This window comes from Cupriavidus campinensis (genome assembly GCF_905397395.1).
Lineage (GTDB): Bacteria > Pseudomonadota > Gammaproteobacteria > Burkholderiales > Burkholderiaceae > Cupriavidus > Cupriavidus campinensis.
Genome location: NZ_CAJPVH010000013.1, coordinates 102,081 through 113,973 on the forward strand (window position 1 = coordinate 102,081; position 11,893 = coordinate 113,973).

Consider the following 11,893-nt stretch of genomic DNA (forward strand, 5'->3'; position numbering starts at 1 on the left):
GTGACTTGACATTTCAAGGCTGACGGGCAGATTTCGAGCGGCGGCGCCAAAGCCATATGGCGACCGCAGTGACCACCAGCGTCGTCACAAACGAGGGAAGCCAATACAACAACGCTTCGAAGTTGTATCCGTCCTCAGCGGGATCGAAACGCCGGTAATGGTCGAACAACCACTGTCCGAGCCACGGAGGAATAGAAATGACCTCCGAGTAATCCAGCCACTTGGCAGTCAGGTACAGAGGAAAAAGCACAAGCCACGCGGCCAGCAACACGACTTTGACAAGTGCCTTTAAGACCGCCGTCACGGCGTGGACCTCTTGACCGTGAGTCTGCCGTAGCAGGCAACATCCGTGTTGGGAATCCGGCCGACTGTCGATGCTTTGAGCAAAGCCCTCAGGCGGTCAAAGTCGGTGTGGCTGTTGACAGCAATGCAACCTTCACTGATGCCTTGCGAACCGTTAGGGTGGAGGCGAAACTCCCCGCGCTCCACTTCGGCACAGAATCGCGAGACATCGTCCACTCTTCCATCCGCGGCGAAGAGGGCGAACCACCTGCGCCTATCGGTCGAAAACGGATTTTGCTCCCGAAACCATCTCAAACGCCCGCCGGAGGGCCGGTCTAACACGTAATAAGTGCCAGGCGTGATCGGACCGGAGTTCTTGCGACAGGCGGCAAGATAACTATTGATGTCCCCATCTCGTCCCGAGAATGCCGGCACATCGAGTACGCCGGCCCGAAGCCGACTCATGGGCCGGTCGTTGAGATTAAACGTCAAATCGATCATGACTCGATGCTCCTTCGTGAAAGGAGCATCGAGATTGGCTTAGGGGCGCGCCAGGCCCAATAGGAATTGTTCGAAAGCGGTCATCAAACTGACTGGGGTCAGAACGCTCCCGTCGAGATGTGGGGTCTCTCGACGGGAAACGTGGCGTTTAACGCACCTGCCCGACTAGTTCGGCACGTTCACCGTCGATCCACTCACCGAAATCACATCGCCCGCCGCCGGGGTGGCGGCGATCGGGGGGACGTTCGAGGGCAGGATCTGGGGTGCCGGTGCGGCGGAGCCTCCGCGTGGCGTGGTGCGCACCACCTGCGACGGCGGGAGTGCGGTGCCGCTGCGCAGGTTGGCGTAGACGGCGTCCAGCGCCCGGTTCAGGTACACGTGCAGCGGGATGAAGGTGTTGGCGTAGCCAGGCAGTACGTCGATGAAGGCGTCGAAATGCTGGCCGTTGGTCACCTCTATATAAGAGAGCTTGCTGGCCGTGCCTTCCGCCACCTTGTTCAGCCCCAGGTAGGGCCGCGAGGTGTGGTTGACCGGCAGCAGGCCGTCGCTGCGGCCATGCACGATCATCGCCGGCTTGCCGCGCAGGTTGCCGGTGCGCAGGGTCTGGCCGATGCCCGCCTGGAGTGCTGCGCTGTTGGTCAGCAGGTCGCGCAGGCAGTTGGCGCCGGGCAGGTTGGCGTCCGCGACGCCGCCGACGCTGTTGGTGGAGAGGAAGTCGCGGGCGGGGCCGCCCTGGGCTTTCTCGTTCATGAGCGTCACGCCGGTGCTCGGCGGCACGCCGTTGCCGGTGGAGAACGTCAGGGCCAATATGTTTGGCGGGATGGTCACCGGGGTGCCGGTAGCGCCGCCCGGCGAGGCGAAGGTGTAGTCGCACAGCTTGTCGGTGACGCTGGCACGCGAGTAGGAGTTGGCGTACGTCACCGAGATCGAGCTGGCCACTTCGAGCGATGAAAGCGATGCATGCAGCACATCGGATTCTGGCTCCCAGCCGGCGGCGTGCAGGCGTGTGAAGGCATCGGTCGACTGGTCAGTCAGCGACGCGCCCGTGAGTTGCCCGTTGCCGACCAGCGAGCCGCAGCGATTGGCGCCCTGGATGACCGTCACCGAGGTGAACGGTGCCGGCAGCGACGCCGTGCCCGCGCAGAGCGAGAACAGGTTCGCCGTGGTGGTGTAGTCATACAGATGCCGCCCGGATGACCCCACCGTCACCCCGCCCCGCTTCACGGTAATGGCCGGCACGGCGGGCATGTTCACGTTCGGCTCGCCCACGGCCACGCCGTCGATCAGGCCGTTCGTATCCTGCTCCGCTGCCGCGATGGCCGCGCCGCCGCCGTTGGAGACGGCCGAGGCGATGACCAGGATCTTGTCCTTGCCGATGGATGCCTGCCGCACCCCGTCCGACCCCACGGTGCCGAACTTGTCGTTGATCGCCCAGATGGCGAACTCGATGGCCTGGAGCGTGTTCAGCCCCCAGTTGGCCTCCGGATTCTGCTTCGAGTGGGCATGCTTGTAGGCCAGCCGATGCGGATTGGCGGTGGTGAAGTCCGCCAGCGTCTGCGCGCCCGGCTGCGCCGCGAACTGGGCCAGCTTGCCGGCGCCGGTACGGGCCTGGCGGGTGCCGTTGATCAGCGGCACGGTGTCCGAGTCGAGGTCGTGCGGCGCCGCGCCGGTGCCCTTGTCGGTGTAGGCCACGGCACAGCCACGCTTGAGGCCCCATTCGCCGACCGAAATCCCGCCGTAGATGCCGCGCGAGCCCGACGAGGTGGCCGAGATCAGGCACGGATTGGCGGGGTCGAAATTGGTCGGGATCTGCGCCATGACCGTCACGTTCTGCTGGCCGGTGCCATCGTCGGCAAAGGCGATGTACTCGGTACCGGGCACCTTGCCCTGGCTGGCCGTGACGTTGCCCTGGGCATCCACGTTCGGCCCGTACAGCGAGCCGTAGCCACCCAGCGGGTTGGTATCGACGATGGCGCGGTAGTTATTGAAGATGGCGATGCGGCGCAGCTCGGCCGCCGTGGGCGCGGCGGGATCGGCCGGCACCGGCGCGGTGGCCGTGGCGATCAGGCCGTCCTTGCCGAGTCCGGCAGTCAGCAGGTCGTCGGTATTGCCGTCGTAGTTCTGCACGCCGATGGTGCCCACCACGAAAGTCGGCCGGTTGTTCGGGTTCTGCGTCGTGGGGCCGCCGCCGCCCCCGCCGTTGTTATTGTCATCCCCGCCGCCGCAGGCGCCAATCAGCAGCACCGCCACGGCGGCGGCGATGGCGGTCTGGCATCGTGGATCGACTAGTAGTTTTCCTGCGCGCGTTGCAAGGCTGTGCGTCATGGGGTGTCTCCTGTTATGTATGCCGGCGGGGCCGGATCGGTAAAACAGAAACAAGACCAACGAACCGCAAACTGCAAACCGCAAACCGCAAACCGCAAATGCAATACGACGAGGGGCGATGAGGCGCGACGGGGCGCGATGGGGAACACGCCCGGGCGGAGCGCCGTATGCGTCCCTCCCGGGACATAGTAGACGGTTCAGGTGGTGGGATGCGAGCCGGCAGTCAGTCGAATGCCAGCTATAGCGCCACTACCGGAACCTGTATGTGCGACCCGGTACACAGGCATCAGGCCGGCCAAGTGCTTGACGGAAAAGGGAAAACGCTCAGGCGAGCGCGCGCCAGGTCCAGATGCCGAGGGCCGTGAGCACCAGCGAGCCGCCCAGGTGCACCACCACGTGGGCCAGCGCCCAGCGATAGTCGCCGGCCATCAGGTTGCCGACCACCTCGCTCGAGAACGTCGAAAACGTAGTCAGGCCGCCGAGGAAGCCGGTGACGGCCAGCAGCCGCCATTCGGGCGAGAGGCCCGGGTGCGACTGGAAGAACGCCACGGCGATCCCGACCAGATAGCCGCCCACCAGGTTGGCGGCCAGCGTGCCGTACGGCAACGCCGGGTTGGCCGCGTTCCAGCATACGGAAAATCCCCAGCGCAGCCAGGCGCCCACGGCGGCGCCGGCGCCCACCGCCACAAATCCAAGCGGACCCATTCAGCCTTCCTTGTTATTGTTCGACGTGTTGTTCGACGTGTTGCTCGATGATTCGGCGTTGAACGATTCGATGCCCCAGCGGCGCAGCGCCGCATCGTCCGAGACCCGCGCATCGACCCAGCGCGCGCCCTCGGGCGTTTCTTCCTTCTTCCAGAACGGCGCCTCGGACTTCAGGTAGTCCATGATGAACTCGCACGCGGCGAAGGCATCGCCCCGGTGCGCGGAGGCCACCGCCACCAGCACGATCTGGTCCAGCGGCTGCAACAGCCCCACGCGATGGACGATGGTCACGCCAAGCAGAGGCCAGCGCGCGCGCGCGGCGGCTTCGATGCGCTCCAGCGACTTCTCGGTCATGCCTGGATAGTGCTCGAGCTCCATCGTGCGGACCGCCGTACCATGCGTGACATCGCGCACGGTGCCGATAAAGCTGGCCACGGCGCCCACGCCGGGATTGCTGGCCCGCAGCGCCGCCACTTCCGCGCCGAGGTCGAAATCGTCGTGCTGCACGCGTGCGCTCATCTCAGCCTCCGGTCACGGGCGGGAAGAACGCCACTTCGCAGCCCTCGGCCAGCGGGGTGTCGGCGCGGGCCACGGCGTGGTCCACGGCCATGCGCAGGGCGCGGCCTTCGGCCAGCGCCTCGGCCCAGTGGCCGCCGCGCTCGCGCAGCCAGCCGCGCAGGTCGCCCACGGTGCGTACGCTGGCGGGCACCTCGGCGCGCTCGGCGCCCTGCCCCACCTGCTCGCGCACGCTGGCGAAGTATCGGAGTTCGATTTGCATGATGGTTGGGTCCGCGCGTCAGCCCAGCAGGCCGTCGAACGGGATGAATTGCACGGTGTCGCCGCGGCGAATGGTCTGGTTCGGCGGGTTGTCGATCAGCCCGTCGCCCCAGACCGTAGACGTCAGCACGCCCGAACTCTGGTTCGGGAACAGGTCGAGGCCGCCCGCGTCGTTGAGGCGCGCGCGCAGGAATTCGTTGCGGCGGTCGCCACGCGCCAGATCGAAATCGGCACGCAGCGGCAGGCGGCGCGGCGTCACATCGGCCACGCCTTGCAGACGCAGGATGAACGGCCGCACGAACAGCAGGAAGGTGACGAAACTCGACACCGGGTTGCCGGGCAGGCCAAGGAAGTGCGCCGGGCTGTCCGAGCCATTCGCCACCTGGCCGAAGGCCAGCGGCTTGCCGGGCTTGATGGCGATCTGCCAGAGGTCCAGCCGCCCTTCGGCCTGCACGGCCGGCCGGATATGGTCTTCCTCACCCACCGAGACACCACCCGAGGTGATGATCAGATCACACCCTTCGGCGGCGCGGCGCAGGGTGTCACGCGTGGCGGCCAGCGTGTCCGGCACGATGCCGAAGTCGGACACTTCGCAGCCCAGGTTTTCGAGCAGGCCGCGCAGCGTGAAGCGGTTGGAGTTATAGATGGCGCCCGGCTTGAGCGGCTCGCCGGGCATCGCCAGTTCGTCGCCGGTAAAGAACACGGCCACGCGCACGCGGCGCACCACGTCCAGCCTCGCCTGTCCCACCGAGGCCGCCAGTCCCAGCGCCTGCGGCGTCAGCCGCGTGCCGGCCGGCAGGATTTCCGCGCCGGCCTCGATGTCCTCGCCTGCGCGGCGAATCCATTCGCCCGAAGCCGGCACATGATTGACGACGACCGCGTCGCCATCGGCCACGCACTGCTCCTGCATGACCACGGCATCAGCGCCAGGCGGGATCAGGCCGCCCGTGAAGATCCGCGCGGCAGTGCCGGCGGCCAGCGCCGTGCCCACGTGGCCGGCCGGAATCCGCTGCGAGACCGGCAGGCGCGTGCCCGGCGCGGGCACGTCGGCGGCGCGCATCACGTAGCCATCCATCGAGGTATTGTCGGCGGGCGGCACGCGCAGCGTGCTGGTCACGGGCGCGGCCAGCACGCGGCCGTTGGCGTCGAGCGTGTCGACGGTCTCGGTGGCCGTCAGCGGACGCACGCCGGCCATCAGGGCCACGAGCGCCTCGGCCATGGTCAGCATCGGCGGACGGTTGGCCGCAGCAGTTTGGGTGGGGGCTTGAGTCATGTGAGCGTGGCTGGAATCAGGTTGGCCCATGAAAAACAGCCCCCGGCGCGAAGCCTGGGGGCCGTGGCAGCGGGCCCGGCAAACCCGATTGTAGCGAGTTGAGTGCCGGTCGGTCGCCGCGGTGGTGTCGCTTACAGCCCGGTGTGGCGGGCGATATACGCCTTGACCTGCGCGGCGTCCGCCGGCATCACCTCGAAACGCTGCGGCAGCGCCTCGATGCCATCGAACGCGGCGGGCCGCTCGGGCTCATGGCCCAGCGCCTCGCGGATCGTGTCGGCGAACTTGGCCGGCAGTGCCGTTTCCAGCACGACCATCGGCACGCCCGGCGTCAGGTACTCACGCGCCACCTTCACGCCATCGGCGGTATGGGTGTCGATGGTCACGCCGTAACGCGCGTGCACGTCGCGGATGGTGGCCAGGCGGTCCTCATGCGTGCTGCGGCCCGAGACAAAGCCGAACTGGCGAATGCGGTCGAATTCCGGCGTGCCGGAGAGGTCGAAACCACCCTTGGTGTCCACGTCGCGGAACAGGTCGGCGAGCTTGTCGCCGTCCTGGCCGAGCAGGTCGAACACGAAGCGCTCGAAGTTCGAGGCCTTGGAGATGTCCATGCTCGGGCTCGACGTGTGGTACGTCTGCGCCGAGGTCCGCACGCGGTAGGTGCCGGTGCGGAAAAACTCGTCCAGCACGTCGTTCTCGTTGGTAGCAACCACGAGCTTGTCGATCGGCAGGCCCATCATGCGCGCGATATGGCCGGCGCAGACATTGCCGAAGTTGCCCGACGGCACGCAGAACGACACCTTCTGGCCGGGGCCATCGGTGGCCAGCAGCCAGCCCTTGAAGTAGTAGACCACCTGGGCCACCACGCGCGCCCAGTTGATCGAATTGACCGTGCCGATGGACTGGCGCGCCTTGAAAGCGTGGTCATTCGACACCGCCTTGACGATGTCCTGGGCGTCGTCGAACACGCCTTCGATGGCCAGGTTGAAGATGTTCGGGTCCTGCAGGCTGAACATCTGCGCGGTCTGGAACGCGCTCATCTTGCGGTGCGGGCTCAGCATGAACACGCGGATGCCATCCTTGCCGCGCATCGCGTACTCGGCCGCGCTGCCGGTGTCGCCGGAGGTTGCCCCGAGGATGTTCAGCTTCAGGCCGGCGCGGCGCAGTGCGTACTCGAACAGGTTGCCGAGCAGCTGCATCGCCATGTCCTTGAAGGCCAGCGTCGGGCCGTTCGACAGGCCCAGCAGTTGCAGCGGCGTGCCGCCCTCCTCGCCCAGCGTACGCAGCGGGGTAATGTCCGCCGTGTTGTCGCCCGGACGTGCGTTGCAGTACACCTCGGCGGTGTAGGTCTTGCGCGTCAGCGCGCGCAGGTCGTCGGCGGGGATGTCGTCGCAGAAGCGCGAGAGGACCTCGAACGCCAGGTCGGCGTAGGACAGCTTGCGCCAGGCTTCCAGTTCGTCGGCCGTAACCTGCGGGTACTGCTTCGGCAGGTAGAGCCCGCCGTCCGGCGCCAGGCCGCCCAGCAGGATCTCGGAGAACGATTGCGGCATGTCATGGCCGCGCGTCGATTGGTATTGCATGAGCGAGGGCGTCTTAGTTCAGTTCTTCCATGCGCAGGCGCGTCACGGCGGACAGCACCGTCGGCAGCGACTCGATGCCGCGGATGGCGGCGTTCACGTGCTTCTCGCGCGTGAGGTGCGTCAGGATGATGATGTCGGTCTGCGGCTCGCCCTGGCGCGACTCCTTCTGGAGCATCGCGTCGATGCTGATGCCGCCTTCGGCCAGGATGCGCGTGATCTCGGCCAGCACGCCGGTCTCGTCGGACACACGCATGCGCAGGTAGTAGGAGCTGGTGACTTCCTCGATCGGCAGCACCGGCACGCTGGACAGCTCGTCCGGCTGGAACGCCAGGTGCGGCACGCGATGGTTCGGATCGGCCGTATGCAGGCGCGTCACGTCCACCAGATCGGCAATCACGGCCGAGGCGGTCGGCTCGGCGCCGGCGCCCTTGCCGTAGTACAGCGTGGTGCCCACGGCGTCGGCCTGCACCAGCACGGCGTTCATCGCGCCTTCCACATTGGCGATCAGGCGGGACGCCGGCACCAGCGTGGGATGCACGCGCAGCTCCACACCCTCTTCGCGGCGGCGCGTGATGCCGAGCAGCTTGATGCGGTAGCCCAGTTCCTCGGCGTACTTGATGTCGATGGCGGACAGGTTGGTGATGCCTTCCACGTGGGCCTTGTCGAACTGCACCGGCATGCCGAAGGCGATGGCGCTCATCAGCGTGACCTTGTGGGCGGCGTCGATGCCCTCAATGTCGAAGGTCGGGTCGGCCTCGGCATAGCCCAGCTGCTGGGCTTCCTTGAGCACCACGTCGAAGTCCAGGCCCTTGTCGCGCATTTCGGACAGGATGAAGTTCGTCGTGCCGTTGATGATGCCGGCGATCCACTGGATGCGGTTCGCGGTCAGGCCTTCGCGCAGCGCCTTGATGATGGGGATGCCACCGGCCACGGCAGCCTCGAACGCCACGATCACGCCCTTGCGGCGCGCGGCCTCGAAGATCTCGTTGCCATGCACGGCCAGCAGCGCCTTGTTGGCGGTGACCACGTGCTTGCCGTTTTCGATGGCCTTCAGAACCAGCTCGCGGGCAATGCCGTAGCCGCCGATCAACTCCACCACGATGTCGATCTCGGGGCGGGTGACCACCTCATTGGCATCGCTGACGACTTCCACCTCGCCGCCGGTCAGCTCCCGGGCGCGCTCGGTATTGAGGTCGGCCACCATCGCAATCTCGATGCCGCGGCCTGCACGGCGACGAATTTCTTCCTGATTGCGCTTGAGCACGTTGAACGTGCCGCTACCAACGGTACCGATGCCGAGAAGGCCGACTTTAATGGGTTGCATGGACGTCTGACTCTGGGTTGCTTGATGCGGGATGAACGGGGGCGCCGCGGCGGCTCAGGCCGTGCCGTGACGTTTTCGATAGGTTTCGAGGAAACGGCCGACGCGGGTCACGGCCTCGCGCAGGTCTTCCTCGTGCGGCAGGAACACGATCCGGAAGTGATCCGGCGCGCCCCAGTTGAAGCCGGTGCCCTGCACCAGCAGCACCTTCGATTCCTGCAGCAGTTCGTAGATGAATTCCTGGTCGTCCTGGATCGGGTACATCGACAGGTCGAGCTTCGGGAACAGGTACAGCGCGGCCTTGGGCTTGACGCAGCTCACGCCGGGGATCTGGGTGATCAGTTCATAGGCCAGGTCGCGCTGGCGGCGCAGCCGGCCGCCCTCGGCCACCAGGTCGTTGATGCTCTGATAGCCGCCCAGCGCGGTCTGGATGGCCCACTGGCCCGGCACGTTGGCGCACAGGCGCATCGAGGACAGCATGTTCAGGCCCTCGATATAGTCCTGAGCCGGGCGCTTGTCGCCCGACACCACCATCCAGCCGGCGCGGTAGCCGCACGAGCGGTAGTTCTTCGACAGGCCGTTGAAGGTCACCGTCAGCACGTCCGTGGACAGCGCGCCGATCGAGGTATGCGAATGGCCGTCGTACAGCACCTTGTCGTAGATCTCGTCGGCAAAGATGATCAGGCCGTGCTGGCGCGCAATGGCGACGATCTCCTGCAGCAGCTCGTCCGAATACAGCGCCCCGGTGGGGTTGTTCGGGTTGATGACGACGATCGCCTTGGTGTTCGGGGTGATCTTCCTGCGGATATCGTCGAGGTCCGGCATCCAGTCGTCGGCCTCGTCGCAGATATAGTGCACCGGGGTGCCGCCGGACAGGCTCACGGCGGCGGTCCACAGCGGATAGTCCGGCGCCGGCACCAGCACCTCGTCGCCGCTGTTGAGCAGCGCGTTCATCGACATCACGATCAGCTCCGAGGCGCCGTTGCCCACGTAGATGTCGTCCAGCCCCACGCCCTGGATCTTCTTCTCCTGGGTGTAGTGCATGATGGCCTTGCGCGCCGCGAAGATGCCCTTGGAGTCCGAGTAACCCGCCGAATTGGGCAGGTTGCGCATCATGTCCTGCTGGATCTCCTCCGGGGCATCGAAACCGAACACGGCCAGGTTGCCGATGTTCAGCTTGATGATCTTGTGCCCTTCCTCCTCCATCTGCCGGGCCTTTTCCAGCACCGGGCCGCGGATGTCATAGCAAACGTTCTGGAGCTTGTTCGATTTCTGGATGGGTTTCACGGCGGTGTTGGCGATGTCAGGGCAGGCTGCCGGTCTCCGTGGCAGCGGATTTTCGGAATCTTCTGGAATGTCCTGGCAAGTCTGGGCGGACGGCGGCGCATCCGCGGTGATGTGCCCGGCGCGTGGCAGACAGGGAGGCAAAAGCTATAATTTATCGGATTATGACAGACTTCGGCATGGATTCTTGCATTGCAGCGACGCTTTCCCGCGCCGGGCGCACGATCCTGCCACCGCGAGCCCCACTTGAAACTCCACGCCGACAAACCCAACAATCTCAATACCGTGACCAGCTACGGTCCCGGGTATATCGAAATCAACCTGGTCCGCCACGACCAGTCCGTGCTGGTGATGCCGGAAGGCCCGGTCGAGCCGTGGCCGGTGGCCCGCTTCGAGGACCTGGAACCGGCCCATTTCGACGTCCTGCTCGATAAACAGGCAGAGGTGGTACTGCTGGGCACCGGCAACAAGCTGCGTTTTCCTCACCCGCGCCTGACCGCCGCGCTGGCCCGCCGCCACATCGGCGTGGACGCCATGGATCTCCAGGCCGCATGCCGCACCTACAATATCCTGATGGCCGAGGGCCGCAAGGTGGCGGCGATCCTGCTGGTGGAGCCGGTGGTCGACGAGGCCTAGAGCCGGCTCCCTGGTGCGAATATCGGCCGACAACCTGCCGAGGTTGAGCGCACGCCACGCTTGAAGTCTGGCCGACTGCCCCAAACTGCACCCGCCATGGCACAAGCCCGGGTCCACCCCCACAACAAACGGGCCGCCATCACCGATGATGCACCGCCATCCAGGAGAGCCACCAGCATGACAGTCAGTCTCAACCAGGCCGTTCCGGACTTCCGCGCCCCCGCTACCGGCGGGGAGTTCCATCTTGCCGGCCAGCGCGGCAAGACCGTGGTCCTGTACTTCTACCCGAAGGACAACACGCCGGGCTGCACCACCGAAGCGATGAACTTCCGCGACCAGTACGCCGAGGTCGAGGCGGCCGGCGCCGTGGTGTTCGGCATCTCGCGCGACAGCCTGAAGTCTCACGAGAACTTCAAGACCAAGCTCGAACTGCCCTTCGAGCTGATCTCGGACGCCGACGAGGCGCTCTGCGGCCTGTTCGACGTCATCAAGATGAAAAAGATGTATGGCAAGGAAGTGCGCGGGATCGAGCGCAGCACTTTCATCCTCGACGGCAAGGGCATCCTGCGGCACGAGATGCGCGGCATCAAGGTGCCGAACCACGTGGACGAAGTCCTCGAACTCATCCGCAAGATCTAGTCCGCCAGGCGCCACTGGCGCGGCTGCAACACCGCGCAACACTCCGTCCGCAGGGTCATTGCCAAACCGAAAACGTTCGGATACATTGGCCCGTAATGCGTTCAGATCCCAGTTGCCACGCTGTTGTACCGTTCCGGCCCAGGAGAGAAAGTCCCCGGGCTGGTAGCGGACCTGCCGTGTCCGGGGTCCGCGAAGAAGCCGCCACACCTGTTCAACAGGCATGGCGGCTTTTTTGTTTGCGGCCGTCGCGCCCCGGCATGCACCAAGGTGTGCACCCCGCCGCGCGCTTCGCGCCGCCGCCCGCCCTTTTCCGCCCCCCTGAAAGGATGTCCAAGCATGCCGCTGCCTACCATGCCCGCCAAGCCTGCCCAACTGCTGGACCCAAGCGAATTCGCACCGGTCTCACTGCCCAAGGCCAAAGCCGCGCAGGGTAAGAAACCTGTGCCGGCGCTCGAACGCGAGGCATTGCTCGAGTCAGGCCCGAACGGTGACACGGGCGACCTCCAGGCGCCCGCCACGCGCGGCCGCGCCGGCAGCACCACGCGCGCCCGCACGCCCGACACCCCGGCGCCA

The 11,893-nt window shown here is 66.0% G+C and carries 12 protein-coding genes and 1 pseudogene; 3 read left to right on the top strand and 10 right to left on the bottom strand.

Features of this window, described 5'->3' with window-relative positions:
- Positions 1–13 precede the first annotated feature (13 nt).
- The 10 genes from KHO18_RS10675 to KHO18_RS10720 form a co-directional block, all read right to left on the bottom strand.
- Positions 14–304, bottom strand: a complete 291-nt coding sequence (locus KHO18_RS10675) for a hypothetical protein (protein ID WP_144200676.1) — start codon at positions 302–304, stop codon at positions 14–16.
- On the bottom strand, positions 301–783 hold the full coding sequence (locus KHO18_RS10680) for a DUF2778 domain-containing protein (RefSeq protein WP_144200678.1): 483 nt from the start codon (positions 781–783) through the stop codon (positions 301–303). The genes KHO18_RS10675 and KHO18_RS10680 overlap by 4 nt, the downstream gene beginning before the upstream one ends.
- A 165-nt stretch (positions 784–948) precedes the next feature.
- On the bottom strand, positions 949–3,108 hold the full coding sequence (locus tag KHO18_RS10685) for a 3-hydroxybutyrate oligomer hydrolase family protein (RefSeq protein ID WP_211943150.1): 2,160 nt from the start codon (positions 3,106–3,108) through the stop codon (positions 949–951).
- A 324-nt stretch (positions 3,109–3,432) separates the two neighbouring features.
- On the bottom strand, positions 3,433–3,813 hold the full coding sequence (gene crcB / locus KHO18_RS10690) for a fluoride efflux transporter CrcB (RefSeq protein WP_144200682.1): 381 nt from the start codon (positions 3,811–3,813) through the stop codon (positions 3,433–3,435).
- Positions 3,814–4,332: a molybdenum cofactor biosynthesis protein MoaE gene (locus KHO18_RS10695; protein ID WP_211943151.1), complete on the bottom strand. Its 519-nt coding sequence runs from the start codon at positions 4,330–4,332 to the stop codon at positions 3,814–3,816. It abuts the gene before it with no gap.
- A gap of 1 nt (position 4,333) precedes the next feature.
- A complete protein-coding gene (gene moaD / locus KHO18_RS10700; RefSeq protein ID WP_144200686.1) occupies positions 4,334–4,591 on the bottom strand; it encodes a molybdopterin converting factor subunit 1 in 258 nt (85 codons plus the stop codon).
- Positions 4,592–4,609: 18 nt separating this feature from the next.
- Positions 4,610–5,818, bottom strand: a complete 1,209-nt coding sequence (locus KHO18_RS10705; protein ID WP_144200907.1) for a molybdopterin molybdotransferase MoeA — start codon at positions 5,816–5,818, stop codon at positions 4,610–4,612.
- Between the two features lie 176 nt (positions 5,819–5,994).
- Positions 5,995–7,440 carry a threonine synthase gene (gene thrC / locus KHO18_RS10710; protein ID WP_144200688.1) on the bottom strand — a complete coding sequence of 482 codons (1,446 nt, stop codon included), beginning with the start codon at positions 7,438–7,440 and terminating at the stop codon, positions 5,995–5,997.
- 13 nt (positions 7,441–7,453) lie between these two features.
- Positions 7,454–8,764 (bottom strand): homoserine dehydrogenase, encoded by a 1,311-nt coding sequence (locus KHO18_RS10715; RefSeq protein ID WP_092289434.1) that lies wholly within the window; start codon positions 8,762–8,764, stop codon positions 7,454–7,456.
- Positions 8,765–8,818: 54 nt separating this feature from the next.
- Positions 8,819–10,048: a pyridoxal phosphate-dependent aminotransferase gene (locus KHO18_RS10720; RefSeq protein WP_144200690.1), complete on the bottom strand. Its 1,230-nt coding sequence runs from the start codon at positions 10,046–10,048 to the stop codon at positions 8,819–8,821.
- A gap of 243 nt (positions 10,049–10,291) precedes the next feature.
- On the opposite strand from KHO18_RS10720, the gene KHO18_RS10725 reads away from it, so the two are divergent.
- The 3 genes and pseudogenes from KHO18_RS10725 to KHO18_RS10735 form a co-directional block, all read left to right on the top strand.
- Entirely contained in the window at positions 10,292–10,681 is a 390-nt protein-coding gene (locus tag KHO18_RS10725) for an Mth938-like domain-containing protein (protein WP_144200692.1), read from the top strand.
- Between the two features lie 177 nt (positions 10,682–10,858).
- The gene (locus KHO18_RS10730) at positions 10,859–11,320 is read left to right on the top strand and encodes a peroxiredoxin (RefSeq protein WP_144200694.1); all 462 of its coding nucleotides are present in this window, start codon (positions 10,859–10,861) and stop codon (positions 11,318–11,320) included.
- A gap of 336 nt (positions 11,321–11,656) precedes the next feature.
- Positions 11,657–11,893 (top strand): annotated as a pseudogene (locus KHO18_RS10735) (PhoH family protein); the annotation flags it as partial.